This window comes from Paenibacillus sp. UNC217MF, from assembly GCF_000686865.1.
In the GTDB taxonomy this organism is placed as follows: Bacteria; Bacillota; Bacilli; order Paenibacillales; family Paenibacillaceae; genus Paenibacillus_B; species Paenibacillus_B suaedae.
Map to the genome: position 1 here is coordinate 290,741 of NZ_JMLT01000009.1, position 17,341 is coordinate 308,081.

The 17,341-nt window shown below is 44.1% G+C and carries 16 protein-coding genes; 8 read left to right on the plus strand and 8 right to left on the minus strand.

Annotation, left to right across the window (positions count from 1 at the left end; translation table 11 throughout):
• Nucleotides 1-40 precede the first annotated feature (40 nt).
• Nucleotides 41-1,669 (minus strand): gluzincin family metallopeptidase, encoded by a 1,629-nt coding sequence (locus tag BP95_RS0106960; protein ID WP_021257586.1) that lies wholly within the window; start codon nucleotides 1,667-1,669, stop codon nucleotides 41-43.
• A 235-nt stretch (nucleotides 1,670-1,904) separates the two neighbouring features.
• Between BP95_RS0106960 and BP95_RS0106965 the strand changes: the two genes are divergently transcribed.
• Nucleotides 1,905-3,626, plus strand: coding sequence for a protoglobin domain-containing protein (locus BP95_RS0106965; protein WP_269321435.1), 1,722 nt, complete (start codon nucleotides 1,905-1,907; stop codon nucleotides 3,624-3,626).
• A 217-nt stretch (nucleotides 3,627-3,843) separates the two neighbouring features.
• On the opposite strand, the gene BP95_RS31815 is transcribed toward BP95_RS0106965, so the two are convergent.
• The 3 genes from BP95_RS31815 to BP95_RS0106980 all read right to left on the minus strand — a co-directional run bounded on the left by BP95_RS31815 (nucleotide 3,844) and on the right by BP95_RS0106980 (nucleotide 5,890).
• A complete protein-coding gene (locus BP95_RS31815) occupies nucleotides 3,844-4,113 on the minus strand; it encodes a sigma factor (protein WP_268632909.1) in 270 nt (89 codons plus the stop codon).
• Between the two features lie 288 nt (nucleotides 4,114-4,401).
• Nucleotides 4,402-4,812: a YjdF family protein gene (locus tag BP95_RS0106975; protein WP_028531751.1), complete on the minus strand. Its 411-nt coding sequence runs from the start codon at nucleotides 4,810-4,812 to the stop codon at nucleotides 4,402-4,404.
• A gap of 484 nt (nucleotides 4,813-5,296) precedes the next feature.
• A complete protein-coding gene (locus BP95_RS0106980; RefSeq protein ID WP_021257582.1) occupies nucleotides 5,297-5,890 on the minus strand; it encodes an LOG family protein in 594 nt (197 codons plus the stop codon).
• Between the two features lie 73 nt (nucleotides 5,891-5,963).
• Between BP95_RS0106980 and BP95_RS0106985 the strand changes: the two genes are divergently transcribed.
• Nucleotides 5,964-6,281, plus strand: a complete 318-nt coding sequence (locus tag BP95_RS0106985) for a MazG nucleotide pyrophosphohydrolase domain-containing protein (RefSeq protein WP_021257581.1) — start codon at nucleotides 5,964-5,966, stop codon at nucleotides 6,279-6,281.
• Nucleotides 6,282-6,437: 156 nt separating this feature from the next.
• Here BP95_RS0106985 and BP95_RS0106990 read toward each other — a convergent pair whose 3' ends face one another.
• Nucleotides 6,438-7,724, minus strand: coding sequence for an MFS transporter (locus tag BP95_RS0106990; protein WP_028531752.1), 1,287 nt, complete (start codon nucleotides 7,722-7,724; stop codon nucleotides 6,438-6,440).
• Between the two features lie 22 nt (nucleotides 7,725-7,746).
• Nucleotides 7,747-8,661, minus strand: a complete 915-nt coding sequence (locus BP95_RS0106995; RefSeq protein ID WP_028531753.1) for a polysaccharide deacetylase family protein — start codon at nucleotides 8,659-8,661, stop codon at nucleotides 7,747-7,749.
• Nucleotides 8,662-8,946: 285 nt separating this feature from the next.
• On the opposite strand from BP95_RS0106995, the gene BP95_RS0107000 reads away from it, so the two are divergent.
• The 3 genes from BP95_RS0107000 (at nucleotide 8,947) to BP95_RS0107010 (ending at nucleotide 12,046) form a co-directional block, all read left to right on the plus strand.
• Nucleotides 8,947-9,492: a hypothetical protein gene (locus tag BP95_RS0107000; RefSeq protein ID WP_028531754.1), complete on the plus strand. Its 546-nt coding sequence runs from the start codon at nucleotides 8,947-8,949 to the stop codon at nucleotides 9,490-9,492.
• A 265-nt stretch (nucleotides 9,493-9,757) separates the two neighbouring features.
• Nucleotides 9,758-11,356, plus strand: a complete 1,599-nt coding sequence (locus BP95_RS0107005; protein ID WP_028531755.1) for a hypothetical protein — start codon at nucleotides 9,758-9,760, stop codon at nucleotides 11,354-11,356.
• A 36-nt stretch (nucleotides 11,357-11,392) separates the two neighbouring features.
• Nucleotides 11,393-12,046 carry an FG-GAP-like repeat-containing protein gene (locus tag BP95_RS0107010; protein ID WP_028531756.1) on the plus strand — a complete coding sequence of 218 codons (654 nt, stop codon included), beginning with the start codon at nucleotides 11,393-11,395 and terminating at the stop codon, nucleotides 12,044-12,046.
• Nucleotides 12,047-12,106: 60 nt separating this feature from the next.
• Here the strand turns inward: BP95_RS0107010 and BP95_RS0107015 are convergent, their stop codons facing one another.
• Both BP95_RS0107015 and BP95_RS0107020 read right to left on the minus strand, forming a co-directional pair.
• Entirely contained in the window at nucleotides 12,107-12,904 is a 798-nt protein-coding gene (locus tag BP95_RS0107015; protein ID WP_028531757.1) for a hypothetical protein, read from the minus strand.
• A 191-nt stretch (nucleotides 12,905-13,095) separates the two neighbouring features.
• A complete protein-coding gene (locus BP95_RS0107020; protein WP_028531758.1) occupies nucleotides 13,096-13,767 on the minus strand; it encodes a hypothetical protein in 672 nt (223 codons plus the stop codon).
• A gap of 324 nt (nucleotides 13,768-14,091) precedes the next feature.
• Between BP95_RS0107020 and BP95_RS0107025 the strand changes: the two genes are divergently transcribed.
• From BP95_RS0107025 to BP95_RS0107035, 3 genes are all read left to right on the plus strand, one after another.
• Nucleotides 14,092-15,402 carry a GBS Bsp-like repeat-containing protein gene (locus BP95_RS0107025; protein ID WP_231515065.1) on the plus strand — a complete coding sequence of 437 codons (1,311 nt, stop codon included), beginning with the start codon at nucleotides 14,092-14,094 and terminating at the stop codon, nucleotides 15,400-15,402.
• A gap of 92 nt (nucleotides 15,403-15,494) precedes the next feature.
• Nucleotides 15,495-16,706, plus strand: a complete 1,212-nt coding sequence (locus tag BP95_RS0107030) for a LamG domain-containing protein (protein WP_028531760.1) — start codon at nucleotides 15,495-15,497, stop codon at nucleotides 16,704-16,706.
• A gap of 25 nt (nucleotides 16,707-16,731) precedes the next feature.
• Nucleotides 16,732-16,998, plus strand: a complete 267-nt coding sequence (locus BP95_RS0107035; protein ID WP_028531761.1) for a hypothetical protein — start codon at nucleotides 16,732-16,734, stop codon at nucleotides 16,996-16,998.
• The last annotated feature ends 343 nt before the right edge of the window (nucleotides 16,999-17,341 follow it).

The following is a 17,341-nucleotide window of genomic DNA, read 5'->3' on the forward strand; positions in this document are numbered from 1 at the left end:
ATGATTTCAGAGTGTTCTACCATCATTCTTCGATAAACACTTACGCAAGCGGCTTCGGATTTGTCATTGACAGCAGTTCCTGCATGTTTGACTTTCTTGCATCTCCAAGTGTGCTGCCAATCAGATTCGTAAATCCGTCTATGGTAGCCATCCGTCCGTTGTAGCGTTGGAAATACTTGTGCCAGACGATGTCCAGTGCTTCGGTGCCAGCCTTCTGCACCCATTGCACCATTAGAGCAGCGCCCTTGACGCGGTAGAGCAGCTCAGAATATTGGCCGACATGGAACGCGGGAGTCGTTACCTGCTTCTGGAACAGTACGGCTGGCCATTGCTCGGATGGGATGACGAGGGCTCCTGCATCTGGATCCGTCCATGCATCCAGCGATGATAGATTCGGATACTGTCCGTTCCATATCGACATCGCCCAAGGTGCTCCCTCCTGTTCGTGACGATAGTATTGCGCTGCGAATTCAGATAATCCCTCTTCCAAAAATCCTTCAGTAAGCGCATTATGTCCGATCGCAAGTGAGAACCATTGCTTGGCAATCGATCGCAGCACATCCTGTGACAGCACACCTTGCTCATTACCCGCTGCACCGAGACGGTTGAACAAGATTACTTCGTTCAAGCTGTCCGTCATTTCGGGGAATGGGGCTTCGGCGAATTTCCAATGCTTGATTGGCAGCATTCCAATCTTATCGGAATAGAATCCGATTGCATCCTGCAGCGCTGCTGTATATTTCTTCATCTGTTCCTCGTCCGGCTGCTCGAAGGTGAATACAGACAGTTGTCCGCCACTAGGCAGATCGACCTTCGTCTCTATATATTTCGGGCTTGCGTAGAAGCCGAAATGACGGACATTCTGCACGTTTGAATGAACAATCTTCCTCTCATTCTCCACACGCTGGTCAATCAAGCTGCCCGTCATCGCCACATTCCATGATGCAGGCATATTCAAGCTTACATCGTAATCCGCAGCATAGAAGAAATCACTCTTATATTTCGGATTGTTCGGAACCCGGTTCCAACCTCCTTGAATCGAATCGAAGACGGCTAGCTGCGGCGTCCAGTAAGTACCGCCAACATAATCATCTGTATAGGATAACCGCTGTGCGCCATACGGGACTTGGACTTCATAATGAATGCGAATCGATACGGTCTCATTAGGAGCAAGCCCCTTGTTAAGCGTAACCGTCATCGATTGGTTTGCATGCTTAAATTGCAGTGCTTTGCCCTCTAAAGTCGTTACTTTCTTCGTCGTTATTCCCCCGAAGAACCGATCATCGATGCTATGGCTGTTATGGGCATCATCCTGAGGAGATTGATTGCGAATTTGTTCGTTGCGCTGCTTGAACTGAACAGGCATCGTCTCTGGCTTGCGGTAGCTGTCGGCGAACCAATGGAAGACTAGCTCTTTAAGGTTGCGATTGAATACGTTGCGAATCGTAACGACGGCCTCCGATTGTATCGTTCGAGTCTGCTCATTCCAATTGGCATTTATCTGATACTGAATCGGTGAGGTGGAGGCATTCTCCTTCTTCGCCTTGCCCTCACTCTTGCCGCCCAACGCACACCCAGCTAGCAGCTGCGCCATCAGGCAGATGACAAGCAAGGTAACAGCTAGTTTCCATCGTGTTGGACGCGGTTGGAATCGCGATGTGTTGCTCATAGGTGGCCCTCCTTCCGCCGATAAATAGGTAAGGTTGTTCATAATTGTATGTTAACTCCATTGTAGTAGATTTATAGGGAGCATATCTATTGATTTGACTTACGTTAGCTTACAGTTTTGTCATGATCAATGATATGGTACTATTACTTAGGGGGATATGCATTCTATTAATTATGGAAACATCAACAACCACTAGAGAGAGAAAGGGATGAATTCGGTGATTCTCCGAAAACCGATGTTACCTCACTCGATAACCGAATCCGATAATGTTGTATTGGATTCCCTACGAACAAAGATGAATTTCTTACAAATCACATCGAAAGATGCCGAATGTCTGCGTCGTTTGGCTCCCTACATGGAAAAGTACGCAGAAGCGATCACAGACCGCCACTATGATTTACTGTTCGGATTGCCAGAAATGAAGCGAATGATTGATCAGCACAGTACTAGGGCAAGGCTCAAGGGAACGTTTATCGCCTATTTGCAATCGATCCCTCAGGTTGCATTTGATGCAGAATACGTGCGAATGAGAGAGCGAATTGGGCAGGTGCACAGCCGCATACAATTAGAGCCGGAATGGTTCATTGCCTCGTTCTTGCGCGTATATGAGTACTTGGTTCCCATCATCGTGAATGATTTCCGTTCAAATGATGCATCTTCGATCTTAATGGCGCTTCACCGGATTGTGATGCTGGATGCCCAAATTGTATTGGAATCCTATCAGTCTGCAACGGAATATCGCCTGATGGACAACAATAGTGACATTATGGAAATGTTAATTCAGTCTGATGGACTGCACACACTGTTGATCGCTGCTGAGCGATCCCTTCAAGATGTTTTGGACATTCAGGCTGCTACCGAGCAATTGACAGCTTCCATCGAAGAGGTGTCCGTGCAGACGGCAGATTCTGCAACGAATACGGTGAATATGATTGCGGCGCTTCAGGAGAATCGGAAGATTGTTGAAGAGACGATCGAAGGCTTCGAGAAGATGAATGATTTGTTCTTAGATACACGCACTCGCTTTGACCAATTACAGCGTTCCATGCAAAAGTTAACGGACGTCGTGCAGTTAATCGACACGGTCGCTGGAGAGACGCAACTGCTCGCGCTGAACGCTTCGATCGAAGCAGCACGTGCTGGGGAAGAAGGACGCGGCTTCGCTGTTGTGGCTGGGGAAGTACGCAAACTATCTGATCAAACAAAGCATGCCGTTCATGATGTGTATGATGTCATTGAGAGCATTCAAGGCATGGCTACAGCAGTGCAAGCGCGGACTCGGGATATGTCGGAGCAAATGGATATCCAGCATCATAAAAATAAAAGCGCTTTCGAGCAGTTGGATCGTATGATGCAGTCGGTCGAAGAGGTAGGTTCTTCGGAGGATGCAATCGCTTCTATTGTCGAACAACAAGCGGATGCTACAACAGAAATTACTGCCAGCATGACCGGCATTGTGAAGAATACAGAAGAAATGATGTCTATGGCCAAGGCTACCGGTCAGCATCTCTATACAACAAGCCAATCGGTTGAGACATTGCGCAAGCAATCGCTTGAATGGTTCCGTCATATCGATGATGCACAATGGATTCGAATTATGAAGACCGATCATCTACTATGGAAATGGTGCACGTATAATCGGCTTCTCGGCTTCGATGAGAGTGATCCTGCTGTCATGGAGGACTTCCATCAATGCCGGCTTGGCAAATGGATTGCAGCAGAGCAGCAGCGAAGCGATTCGCCAGTGGCCCATCTTCCGCTGTTCAAGGATACGGTGGGGCAGCATGAGATGCTTCATCGCTTGGCAGGTGAAGCTGCTCGTCAGATGGATAATGGCAACCGCGATGCAGCGACAGCATCCTATCGGCGAATGAATGAGATCTCGCAGCAGCTGTTGGCACAGTTGGATGAGCTGAGAACTCAGCTGGAGCGCCGCCCTGCAAAACAACATGCCTAATCGTCTAGGAAGGTTGAGATGTAAGCGGATTTCGGTTCGGTTTATCTCGTAAGGATAAGATAAAGAGGTACTGAACGGGGATGCGGCTGGATTCTCGCGGGTGGAATTACGTTGTATATAACTAATGAATAAATGAACATATATTGTAATCGTAAATGTAAAATCGGGTTAGGCAACACCATGCGATTCGACACGGTGTATGCCTGACCCGATTTTTTTATGCTTGAAGATATTGAATGAAAAAATAGGTTGGTTTTTCTTGTTCCCATTCGACCACTGCAATCTGCTTGCGTTTAAATCGATCCTGATAGGTACGAACAACAATGGTATATAACCATGACGCGAAGCTTCTGCTTCGATCATGATCCGCCAGCTTGCGGTATGCCTTAATAAATGCCTCCTGCGCAATATCCTGGGCATCTTCATGAGTCGCTCCCATCCCTCGTAGCAAGCCGTACATTCGCTGTTTGTACTTGTTGACTAGAATCGCTTATAAGTCCTGCCTGCCTGCAAGAATTTGCTCGATGATGTCTTTGTCTGGCTCGGTGCAGCCCATGGCTCTCCTCCTTCGTCGTTGTCTGTTTATAGATATAGACGAGGCTCTCACTTGCAACTTCTCATCGTAGCAAGAAAGATTTTTTGCGAATTTCACGAAAAAAAAGGAGAACCGGAGTCCTCCCTCATCAATTTTATTTTCTTCTGACACGTTGCATTCATGAACAACAATCGCCCCGGCACAGTAGTGCTGCGCGGGGCGATTGCGTCAAGCAGCAGATTATCTGCCTCTATGCTTTTCTTTCCGCTTGTGAATGCGAATGCTCCGTTTTTTCTCCTGCAAGGCTTCGCGTTCTTCCCGAGAGCGGCATACGCGCTCCTTCTTTCTGCTCTCGTAGTCAAGACGCAGTGCTTCCTGGGATTGCGTCGATATGCCGCGCTGCTTCATTTCCATTGCGGCACGTCTTGCCAGCCGCTTCGGATTGATACGGCGCAGCGGTTCTTGGGCGTTCTCGGATCCTTGCGTAACCCGTTCTATGAGAGGCATCATGAGTGAATCCACGAATTTAAGCACTTCAGTGTCTTTCGGCTCCGAGCCAAATACGTGGCGACAAGCCTTCAGTCTTCCATGCTCCGTGTCTTCCACGACACCTATCCAGAACGGTCCTTCAAAAAATACGGTTAACTTCACATTCCATTCCCCCTTTGTCATAAAGAGTGAGGGACATCCCAAGGGGGGAAGGTTACTGATCCCGAACATTTTCATGCCGGAACGTTCGGACTACCAACCGAAAACCGTGTTTTTACACTCTTACTTGAGTATAACTCAAATGAATGGAGTTCCCAAGATAAAGATGTCATTGAAAAAAGCAGGTAGGAATGAAATTTAGATGGGAAAGGAGGAAGTTAGAAAGTTAGAAGTGAGAAGAAAAAATAAGCAAAAATAGAGAAATAAAAATACTGAAAGTTAGGATGGGGTGATTGGGAGGATAGGCGGATACAGTAATTAGTTGACTTCGAGCATGCATCAGGAAGAAAACGGGGGAACCACATCCGATCTGTGGAGGAGCTCGCGTTGGAGCTTCCACAGATGAACATGGATGATGAGTTGTACGAGTTGATGCGTTACCTATTTTTCGCGTATATCATGTTAGACAAGGTTGAAAAGTCAGAAGCTATTTATCGGATTCAGAATCCAGCTGGCTCCATTTGTTGCCGAATACCGGCGGTGTATATTGAAGCAGTTTCTCAACGAGCTCTGCAGGGTCAGCAGAAGCAAGGATGAGCAATTCATGCTCTTGCTTAACAAATCCTGCTTGGATGGAGTGCCGAACCATTTCCAGCATAGGTGTGAAATAGCCTTCCACATTCAGTACGCCAATTGGCTTCTGATGAATGCCGATTTGCGCCCAGCTAATGACCTCGAACAGCTCTTCAAATGTTCCGAATCCGCCTGGCAGCGAGATAAATCCGTCAGACAGATCGATCATTGTTTTTTTGCGTTCATGCATATCTTTTACTTCAATGAGCTCAGTCAAGTTGGTATGTACAACTTCACCTCGGAACAATCCGCGCGGCATAACGCCTGTTACTCTGCCGCCAAGGCGCAGCACTTCATTAGCTACTTCGCCCATGAGACCGACTTTGGAGCCACCGTATACAAGTTCAATGTTCTTCTCAGCAAGTACACGGCCTAGAGCTTGCGCGCTAGAGGCGAAGTTGGGGTGCGTCCCCAAGTTGGATCCGGAATACACACATAATCTTTTCACGAGTAATGCCTCCTCATCTGGTATACTTCATTAAGTATAGACATCATTGGTTAGGAAAGGAAGTTAATTTACAATGGAGATGAAACCATTTCAACAGTGGGTGCAGCAATTTTATCAGAAGCGGGAATGGTCGCAATATAATTCCTTTATTCGCGTCGGCTTCCTCATGGAGGAAGTGGGAGAGGTTGCACGTGTTGTTCGGGCGCTGGAAATTGGCCGTGACCGTCCAGATGAAGGGGAGCGCAGCCGCGATGAACTGCGTCAAGAACTGGTGGAAGAGCTCGGTGATGTGCTGGCGAATGTCATTGTGCTGTCGGAGAAGTATGACATCGACTTGAGTGAGATTGCACAAGCCCATATGGACAAGCTGACGAAGCGTTTCGGCGGTTGATTCGGTAAGGAAACACTAGGGAGAACTACTGGCAAGAGTAAGAGCGCAAAGAGTAAGTAGCAAGTAGCAAAGAGCAAGGAGCAAAGTGCTGAGTGCTGAGTGCTGAGTGCTGAGTGCTGAGCGAAAAGCAAAGCTAAGAGTCTAAAGTGTAAATTGCTAAGATCCATCCCGTTGCGGCGAGCTGCGAATCGGATAGATAACAAAGCAAATGATGGCGAATACGAGTGCAACGATTGGGATGCCTGCCAGCATCAGTCTAATCCCCAATATGGCTGCGTCAGGCTGCTGCGCGCTATTGGCAACATAGCCGCTGGATTCGAGTACGGTGCTCATAATAATGGCTTGCAGGGAGACGCCGAACCGAATAATAAATCCATTCATGCCGAAATACATACCTTCGCGTCGTGCCCCTGTCGTGCGCTCGTCCTCGTCAATGACCTCAGAGAGGAGAATGTCGAGTAGGATGATAAGTCCAGCAAGGCTGAACCCGATGAATGCGCCTGCTATATAGGCGCCGAGTTCCGATGAGACGAACAGAAGTGGAGCTAAGGCAAACATATAGCATACGATGGCAGCAATCATCGTTTTGCGCGGTCCGTAGCGTTTCGTCCAATGCGCCCATACGTACACCAACGGGATCGCAGTAACGAAGACCAGCCCAAGCATAATTGTGTTGGCGCTTTCATTTGCGTGCAGTGCATATTTGGTGAAGAACGGAATCGCCGCGGTCAGAAGAGCAAAGGTCAATTGCACGAAGAAACCGCCCAGTACATAGGCGACAAAAGAACGGTTAGAGAACGTATACACAATAGCCTTCCATAACCCGATTGAGCGAGCAGATGCCTGCTCATTCTCCTTCGAGCCCCAGATCATCACAGCCAGAAAAATAGCGGATATGATTCCGAAGGTAAGCCCCATAGCCCCCCATCCGTATTCGGTATAGACTAGCGGCGGTGCTGCTACCCCTCCAATCATCCCCAGTATGCCGAACATTTGCTTCCACGAAGAGGCAGATGCTCGCTCCTTCATCGTAACGAACATTTCCGGGAACAGCGCTGAGTAATTGAGGATGACGAGCACATACAAAATATCATACAGCAGTACGAGCAAGAGGAAGTACCAGAACAGCCCGTTACCGGAAGCAAGCGGGAACCAGATGAGTGTAAATACAGCCGCGAGCGGTATCGCTCCAAATGCCATGTAGGGAATGCGCCGGCCCCATCTCGTACGAAACCGATCGGACATATAGCCGAACAATGGATTGAGAAAGGCGCCGACGAGTCCGTGGATCACCATCGCAATGCCGATGAGTCCTGGACGGACGCCAAGGATGTCAACGTAATAATAGACAATATAGGCTGCGAACATTTGGGCCAATAAGTTGGCAGATATATTTCCTGAAGCGAAGGCAGCTTTGCGTGCAGGGGATATCGCAATGCTCATGGTATGACCCTCCTCCTTGTTCCTACATAAGCGGTGGGAGCTGGCCGCGCTGTACATCCCGCAAATCCCGCCAACGAATGAGTTGAATACCTTCTTCTGCTATGACACGCCTGATGTCTGAATCGCGGAATAATCTCCATTCCATGCCGCGCTTCTCCCAATGTGGAGTAATGGCCTTTAATTCATCAGATACGATGGAGGGGTGGAGGTACATCTCGGTAATACCGGGAAGAAGACCGCGTAGGAGTGCTTCCGCCTTGGCTTTGACCTGAGCATATGTCTCTCCTGGAATCCGTTCATAAGGGAGCCCGAGCAGTGTATCAAGTATGACAACCCCTTTGGCATCTGCCAGATCGATCCGCCTCTTCGCCATCTTCTCGAGTTCTGGATTCAGCTTCATGCCGCCAATACGTCTTGGCATGCGGAACGGCAGTCCATACGCTGCACATACATCAAATACTACGTCAAGGAAATCCCGTCCCGACGCGAGTCCGTATAAGCTGCCCATGTGGTTATCCGCATGCGTAATATTGATGCCGATGCGTCTTGCCGCTTCAATTTGACTAATCATTTCACAGCGAATTTGCTCAGGATCGGCGAGATGCTCGACGGTCAGACAATCCTCAGGGAAGCAGCCCTCCTCGGTGAGCAGGGTGGAGATGTCTCGTGATCGGTTCATCGCCGACCATTTATACCCTTCCCACTCGCTCGTGAAGGTGAGGTGTACCCCGATGTCCAGCTCTGGATGAGCGGCACTCCACTTCGCTGCTTCCTTGGCCCAGCCGCATGGCATCATGATGGAGGTGGAACAAATCGATCCCTCCTCAAGCAGCTGCATAATCCCCATGTTCGTTGCATGACACATACCGAAGTCGTCGGCATTAATGATGAGCAGACGATCGGTTTCCTCATACCCTAAAGCTCTCATGACGTTCATGGCCTTCGCCTCCATGTATGATTGATCGATGCGCATGAATCGATTCGTGTGTATGCAACTAAATATATTCGGTAGTGGGTGGCAACTTGCACTTGCGCTTAGATATAATGATGGTTTACTCACGGGAGTATCGATTTCCCATGCGCGATGAGAGGTGGGAAGTACAATAGGGTATCTGTTATCGCTTAGGGGCATCCTTCGATTACGCAGATATGCTTCTGATTCGGAGGCAGCTCTAATATGTTAATCATAGGTGAGATGGCATCCATGAAGGAGGGCTGAACGATGACATGGGATATCATTCGCATACCTTGGACGACATATCGGGGGGCAGAAGCAACGGAACGGCTGCCTGAGGCTCTCCTTCAGTTGAAGGATGCTTCGACAATAGCTGAAGCGGAGCTGGCCAGTGTATCGATAGAATCAATTGTGGTTGTGCAGGGCGCCCTGTACGAGGTGGCTGTACCGACGGCCATTTGCTTGCTAAGCATGATTCAGAATACGACGGATACGGCACGCCCGTACATGTTGGAGCTGCTTGTTCTCATTGCTTCCGGCGAGCCAGCAGATCTTGAGTTGGAGTACGGAAATCCGCGTCTGGCAGATGCTTGCAAGCGGGAAGTTGCCCGAGGAACTGCTGTATATGCCCACCTGCTTGAGAATGGGCGCGCGGCTGAGCGGCTGCATTGTATCGATTTACTAGGGTTGTGTGCGAAGCGGGATAGGACGGTAAGAGAGCGGGTACGCTGGATGTTCCGGCGAGTGCTGCAATCTGAGAGGGATGAACGTATTCGGGAGTTCTTGTCTTATTGGCTGAGGGAGCTGGTGTAGTTATCGACAGGTTTATTTTAAAAACAATGGTACTTACGTTAAGGAAAGATGTAATCTATAATGAACATGAAATTAATGGCTATAGCAATACCGCGTCCAAATGAACGCTAAGGCATTGCATTGTACCTGATGCTATGCCTTTTTTTCTTGTTTGAAAGGGGGACTTATTACTAAACAACCTAGTACGTTAGGATAATTACTATTAATCGAGTCGTGATAACACATCTACTAGAACATAATCAATTGTATTTGAGGAGAGGTATCAATGGGGAAAAAATGTATCGTACTCATTATGGGGATAATGTTACTTTCACAATTATTAAGTGTTGACGGGATAGCCGTATTTGCAATGGATTCGACAAGAATTGTTCCAGATCCTCGCCTGAAGAATGGACAAGCAAATTATATTTATGACTCAAATAACCGAATCATTGAAATGCCTTTTCGAAAATGGGGCATGGATCTCATAGAAAGGTTTTTTTACGATGCAAATGGAAATATGGTAAACAAACATATCGAGCTTAATGATATTGAAAGATTTGAACACGGATCATATCAGAATTCAGATTACATAGGACAAAAAATCACCAATAATGCAAACTACACGATTGAAGGAGCATACTCTGCATACGGAACCGCAGATGGCTCGGTAGATTGGAATGAATTCCTGCATTCTGATCGGAGTAAAATTAAATTTGAACCTAATACAACGTACTCTATTACTTTTAAATATAAAATAATGTCCAAGCCTGAGAAGGATGGATATTTTTATTTTTTAGTGAGAAGCGCCAATATGGACTTTATCAATGATAAGGCGTTCACCAAACTGCAAGATTATGATAACGGAACCATCAATACGACAACAATTACGTTTACTACTGCCTCTGTTGATGACTACTATTTAATATGGGGTCAAAGATTCGGTGGGGCAATAACGATAGATAATATAAGAATTAAAAAAGAAACAGAATCATTCGAAGGAGATAAACTAGAAGATACAACTTATAAAACTGGAGGACCTCTAGGAGCAACAGTAACAACAGATCCTAATCAAGTAATATCAGGTGGTAAATCGATTCTCGGCAGAGCCCCTAGAAGCGAAGAGTGGAATGAATTCTTGCATTCAGATTTTAAAAAAGCATATTTTGAGCCGAATACGACCTATTCCGTTACATTCAAATATAAAATTATTGATTTGCCGGATAAGGAAGGATATTTTTATTTTTTAGCTCGAGCCTTCGGTCAAGATTATGCGAATGATAAATCTTTTACCACATGGAAAGGACAAGTAGGAGATGTGGAAGAAACAACAATCACCTTTACTACAGGGCCTTTCGAACAATATTATCTGATATGGGGACAACGCTTCGGTGGAGCCATTGCGATTGATGATATCACAATAACTAAGCTTAACAACTCTTTTGAGAGCGGGACTTTTTTAGCTTCTGATTTTGTTGCGGGATATAGAAATATAGGAAGAATAACCAACGATCCAGCTAAAGTAATAACAGGCAAATATTCAGGGCTTGGCATCTCCACACCAAATGAGGAATGGAACGAGTTCTTACATACAGATTTAAACAAAGTAGCGTTTCACCCTAATACGACCTATTCCATCTCATTCTCATACAAGATAATAAATAAGATTGAAAATAAGGATGGGTATTTTTATTTTCTGGCGAGGGCTGCATACAAGTCTTATGCAGATGACAAGGCATTTACAACATGGAACGAAGAACCAGGCATTGTTAGAACCAAGACCATTACGTTTACTACAGGCTCTCACAGTGATTATTATTTAATTTGGGGGATTCGACATGGTGGAGAGATTTCAATAGATGATATAAAAATATCCAAAAAATAATCTGGTTGTTCGAGAACATAAAGGAGATCAGTTAAAATGCGAGTGACACGGTTACCTGAATTATTTATTTTTATAAGTATTTTGTATAACAGTGCATTTTATCCCGTAGCATACGGAATGCCCATAGGGAGTAGAGATGCATCTCTCGGTATGTCTTTTTTTGCTGATGTGAATGGGGACAAAAAGGAGGACTCTATCGTTTATAATGGCAACGGGGAGTGGATAGTGTCGCTGTCAACCGGGAATAAGTTCGAAGCTTATTCGAACTGGATAGAAGGCCATGGAATTGGTTCTACTAAACAGCTGGTAGGAGATGTGAACGGAGATGGCAAAGCCGATACTATTGTGTATTTCGACAACGGAGAATGGTGGGTGTCACTCTCAAATGGAAGTGGTTTTGATGCCTATACAAGATGGATAGCAGGTTATGGAGAAGGATCAAGCCAGCAATTTGTAGGAGATGTGAACGGAGATGGCAAAGCCGATTCCATTGTGTACTTCGACAACGGAGAATGGTGGGTGTCACTCTCGAGGGGCGACCGATTTGGTGCTTTTCAAAAGTGGAGAGGCAATGTTCAATATCAGTATGATTCTTCTGGTAAACTGCAACGATTAACACTTGTGGATGGTAAGCAATTGCATTTTCAGTATGATAAGAACGGGAATCTAATTAGGAAGTGGATGGAGTAAATTCAAAAGAGAAGTCCGACCATTTAGGCTGGACTTCTCTTATTTAAATAAAGAATATAGCTAGTTGTATTTGAATACTAGCTTTTTAATGTCTATACTGCCAGAAGCCTGATTATCGGTTCCTCTTATAATTACGTATACAAGAGCACGTACAGCACCTTGAGGGACTTGCCCGTTATTTCGCAACGTTACAAAATCTGTAGTCGGTTGAGATTGTTCCGTAATGTTTGCCCCGATAAATTGGTTATTAACATCCATAAAATCGATATATAATTGAACTTTAGCGCGTTCCGATTGTTTTACATGAATAGCTCCACTTACTTCAAAACTCCTCGCTGGATTGACCTTTACATTTTGAAAGATGGTTAGTGCACCATTTGTTTGAATTCCAGATCCCGAAATACTTTGCATATGCTGTTGATTGCTACGTTTGATTTGATAATTACTTTGCTCATGCAACCAACCGCCCTTATTCCAAGCATCGCCGACTTCATCTTGATCGGGATAAATCATAAATTCAGGATTAGATAATAAATTTCGTTCACTTGAGTATTGGAAGTGAATGGAGTCGACATACATGCTGCCGGATGACTGATTTGTCAAACTTCGTATGATTGCATAAACGACTAACTTCTCTGCATTTGCAGGGGTTGTCCCTGAATTGGAAAGAACGATAAATTGTCCATGTGTTGGATATTCATACTCTGTAATATTGGCGCCTATAAATTGGTCTTTATCATCTTTAAAGTCCAAATATAATTGAACCTTGCTGCCTTTCAATTGCTCAACTTGAAATAATCCGCTAATCGTAAAGTCACGATTTTTCTCCACTTTTATCGTTTGACTAACAGCAACCATGTCATTGACTCCCATTTCTGATGCAGAAATTTTCTGGACAGGGTTGTTCTCAAATCGAGCGGTTTCGAAGATTGATTTGCCGGTACTCCATATCTTTCTCCAATCATCTGCTAATTCAGAACCAACCTCAGATTGGAATGAGGGATTAGATACTAGATTGTGATCAGAGCTATATGCAAAACGGATGGAATCTAATCTACATTGATGATTCCTGAACCCTCATCATTTGTTGCACGCAGCAAGGCGTACACGATTGCTTTCTTGGCCGAAGCAGGAACTCGGCCATGATTTGTTAGAGTGATGAATCCACCATTTGTAAGCTTATCCCACTCCGTGACGTTGGCTCCAACATAGGATCCATCCGCTCCAATGAAGTCTATGTACAATTGAACCTTTGCATGATTTAACTGTTCTATTGTTAATGTAGTATTTGTAACGAATTCTTTGTCTGCGGCGACATCGATGATCTGACTAACGGCAACAATACCGTTGTTGACGATACCCTCACCAGTTATTTTTTGTAAATTTGTATTTTCGAACTTTACAATAGAGAAGCTGCTGCTTGCTGCACCCCAAGTTTCTGTTCTCCAATCTTTCGCCTCGCCGTTTTCCATCGTTTCCTTGAAATAAGGGTTGCGTACTAGATTCTTAGGAATCGTTACTGCATTTTTAATTATTTTCTTGCCAATCATATTTCCGTTCTTATCGTACTCATATTTTGTTTGGGTTTCGTTAGAAATCGTTTTCACTAATTTGTTATTGGCATCATATTCAAATTCTGTTATCTCTGAAGCAAAGGCTGAAGTAATTGTTGCAGGAGCCCATCCAAATAGCAAAAGTAATATGCAAAACAGTTTTTTCATTCACTTTGAACCTCCAATGATGAATATATGAGCATAGTATACATAGAAACGCTTCCAAGTGGTGATAAAAAGAAACACGATGTTGCAAAATACTCCAAAATAATACCCGCTAATTAATAATTATGTAAATTAATGTCTGTAAAATTGTGTAGGTCAGTAGATATAGTAAATATAGAATATATCAAAGATAAGGTAGGGGTATATGTGAAGGATGCCAAGAAACTACTCTTCTGCATAACCATAATGTTTGTTCTTATGGTTGGGGCAAACATTTTTAGAGGTGAGAAAGCGCTTGCGCAAGAAGGGAAACAGGAATCACAGCTTGTGTTTATTAATTTGTCGACTGATGCGAAGAAGAACGATTACATATATGATTCTGACGGAAAATTGATCGCTGCTTTTCTATCAGACGGAACTTATATGTCTTACATTTATGATTCTAACGGAAACCAAACGAATCGGAAAAAAGTAAACCTGTCGATACAACCGACAATTAATTTATCGGCTCATTCCTATGAGATCTATATAAGAGGGATACGAAGTAACGCTGAACAGATCTATTTCCCTACATGGACAGAGCATAATGGCCAGGATGATACGGAGTGGATCAAGGGAACGAAGGTGTCAGACGGAGTATGGAAGGCGACTGTATTTTTCAAAAATCACGGTATGGAAACAGGCTCTTATATTACTCATATTTATGATGGGGATCGTATGGTTGCAGCGACAATCGTTAATGTGGGCATGAACGTGAAAGTGCGCAGTCCACAAAAAGCATCATTGAAGGACGAGTCATACGATATTTACATAGATGGCATAGGCGAAAATGTAAGTGAAGTTAGGTTTCCAACTTGGACAGAGGCAAATGGCCAAGACGATCTGGAGCAACCTTGGATTAGAGGAGTCAATCAAGGCAACGGTACATGGAAAATAACGATACCGTTCAAAAAGCATAATTATGAGACAGGAAAGTATATCACACATATCTATAGCTTCGACAAATATGGAAACAACATGATGCTTGGTGGAGCATTGGTAGATGTGACGGGTGGAACTCAGTATCCGATCGAGACGAATCTATCAAGTGTGTCCTACGATATCACCATCTATGGTTTGGATCATAATACTTCGAAGGTTCAATTCCCAACGTGGACTGATCACAACGGTCAGGATGATTTGAAGTGGATTGAGGGAAGTGAAGTAGCGAATGGAGTATGGAAAGCAACAGTACTCTATAGTGAGCATAATCAGGAGGCGGGAAGCTATATTACCCATGTCTATGCGGATGGGAAGTTTGTAGATGGTTTTATCGTTACGGTTCGCGGTAATAACGTTCAATTAAAGGCCCCACAAGAAGTAAAGAAAAGCGACGGTGCATATGAAATTTTAGTAGAAGGAATCCCTAATAGCATTAATGACGTCAGATTTCCAACATGGACGGATCACAATGGACAAGATGATCTTGAAAGTCCATGGATTAAAGGAGAAAAAGTAAAACCGGGTGTATGGAAAATCCGAATTCCTTTCGGCAAGCATAATAATGAATCAGGTACATACATAACGCATGTCTACACGGTTGATCAATACGGGAATATGATGGCTGTAGCATGGGTGCATGTTCAGGTAATAGATTGAGTACTCATAAGTATTTTTATATATGATTTCGATCAAAACGGTAATCGTATACGCAGTACTAAACAATGAGATTTGGATGAGGAAGGAATCATATGAAAAAGATACTATCATCACTACTAATATTTCTTGTAACAATGCTGTCAGCGGGTACGAGTTATGCAGGGAACAATGTCATTTATGAATATGACGCAAATGGGAACTTGATTCGAAAATCTGCTGTAAATGTTGCAGAAAGTGGCTATATTCCCACCGAGAAAAAGACGTTTACAGGAAAAGAAAAAGTTGCAATCAATGCCAAGGGAGTTAGCAGTGCTAATAATGCGAAGACAACCGTTCAATTTTGGATGTACTGGACAGGTCAAGACAATATGATGCCATTTAGCTGGCATTCTGGGTATACACTTTGGCTTAATAGTAATGTGTTTGGTTTCAATACGGAGAACGGGGACATATTTGGATTTCCAGCCGAAAGTATCGCAAATAAGTGGGTTCAAGTTACAGCAATTTTTCACAACGGGGACATTACAAAAAGTGAAATCTATGTAAATGGAACAAAGCAAACGTTGCAACACTACGGCAGCCAATCACTGATTAAATCGGTGTCGGAAACTGCGAATATTTCAGGTTGGGCAAAGAGTGAAGATTACCGCTTCAAAGGCCAAATCTCAGATCTTAAAATCTGGAAACGGGAGCTAACTCAAACCGAAATTTCTAGCAGTGTGTTTTCGAAAAATCCTGTAGCATTAGCTGATTTGGTTGGAGAGTGGAAGCTAAGAGATGAACCAGTTCAATCATTGAAATTCAATGGATCTCAACAAATGAAATTATCGGGCATTCAAGCGGATTCGAATCCTGATGTCCAGACAACTGTTCAATTTTGGATGAAGTGGGATGGGAACCAAATCGAAATGCCTTTTAGCTGGGCGAATAGTTCTTACGATTTGTACTTTAATGATCGATTATTTGGCTTCAATACAGGCAATGGAGACTTGTATGGAACCTCATCTGATCCGCTAGTAAATAAGTGGGTTCACGTATCTGCAATATTCACGAATGGAGATATATACAAAAATGAGTTGTACATCAATGGCGTTAGACAGACTCTTGCGAAGATAGGGACTGCCTCTAATAGAAATGTTGCAGATAGTGCTTACTTCTCTGGTTGGAATAATGATACCCAATATCAATTTCACGGAAATATAGCAGAGTTGAAAGTCTGGAATCGGGCATTAAATCCAATCGAAATTGAAAGTGAAATGTACAAAACGCCAGCCATCGGCTCCAATTTAATCTATGTGTATTAACAAAATTAGATAAGGGGGTGAATGGATGAACAATAAAATCGTAGCCTCACTTTTTTATGCGCTAGGTATGTGCTTGCTGATATTTGCGCATAATGCCCAAGCTTTATCCTCACAGCAATATACGTTTAACACTTCTAATCAGTTAGATTCAGTAAATGATTCTGGCGGTATGCGTGTGAAGTATATCTATGATAAGAATGGAGACGTTGTCAGAAGAATTGTAGATCCTAATTTATTTAGGAACGGGGACTTTGAGGCAGCCGGAAATGGGGAAGTTGCATCTGGTTGGTAGTATTGGAGGTCGGAAGGAGCCGTTGGAACTTATCGTGTAACGCAGAGTTCGGTATCTTCAGGACAATACGCTCAAAAAATCGATGCTCAGAAAATTTCACTTGATTCTATGAATATTTATCAAGATGTTCGAGTTGTCCCGAACCAAAAATATAGTGTGAGTGGTAGATTGTTAATCGAGCGAATGAACAACGCGGGCTTCTACGTAGCTATTCATTATTTGATCAAAATTATAGATTAATTGGGGCGAATACACCTGCCTATGTTAATAAATCTATAGACTGGACTAGATTGCATGGACAATTTAATCCGCCAGAAGAAGCCGCAATTGTACGAGTCCATTT

What these genes read in the sequence shown, in the direction of transcription:
- BP95_RS0107035 (WP_028531761.1), top strand. Translation starts at nt 16,732, where the DNA reads ATGAACAATAAAATCGTAGCCTCACTTTTTTATGCGCTAGGTATGTGC.
- BP95_RS0106960 (WP_021257586.1), bottom strand. Translation starts at nt 1,669, where the DNA reads ATGAGCAACACATCGCGATTCCAACCGCGTCCAACACGATGGAAACTA.
- BP95_RS0107030 (WP_028531760.1), top strand. Translation starts at nt 15,495, where the DNA reads ATGAAAAAGATACTATCATCACTACTAATATTTCTTGTAACAATGCTG.
- BP95_RS0107020 (WP_028531758.1), bottom strand. Translation starts at nt 13,767, where the DNA reads ATGAAAAAACTGTTTTGCATATTACTTTTGCTATTTGGATGGGCTCCT.
- BP95_RS0106965 (WP_269321435.1), top strand. Translation starts at nt 1,905, where the DNA reads ATGTTACCTCACTCGATAACCGAATCCGATAATGTTGTATTGGATTCC.
- BP95_RS0107010 (WP_028531756.1), top strand. Translation starts at nt 11,393, where the DNA reads ATGCGAGTGACACGGTTACCTGAATTATTTATTTTTATAAGTATTTTG.
- BP95_RS0106990 (WP_028531752.1), bottom strand. Translation starts at nt 7,724, where the DNA reads ATGAGCATTGCGATATCCCCTGCACGCAAAGCTGCCTTCGCTTCAGGA.
- BP95_RS0107000 (WP_028531754.1), top strand. Translation starts at nt 8,947, where the DNA reads ATGACATGGGATATCATTCGCATACCTTGGACGACATATCGGGGGGCA.
- BP95_RS0106995 (WP_028531753.1), bottom strand. Translation starts at nt 8,661, where the DNA reads ATGAACGTCATGAGAGCTTTAGGGTATGAGGAAACCGATCGTCTGCTC.
- BP95_RS0107015 (WP_028531757.1), bottom strand. Translation starts at nt 12,904, where the DNA reads ATGGTTGCTGTTAGTCAAACGATAAAAGTGGAGAAAAATCGTGACTTT.
- BP95_RS0106985 (WP_021257581.1), top strand. Translation starts at nt 5,964, where the DNA reads ATGGAGATGAAACCATTTCAACAGTGGGTGCAGCAATTTTATCAGAAG.
- BP95_RS0107005 (WP_028531755.1), top strand. Translation starts at nt 9,758, where the DNA reads ATGGGGAAAAAATGTATCGTACTCATTATGGGGATAATGTTACTTTCA.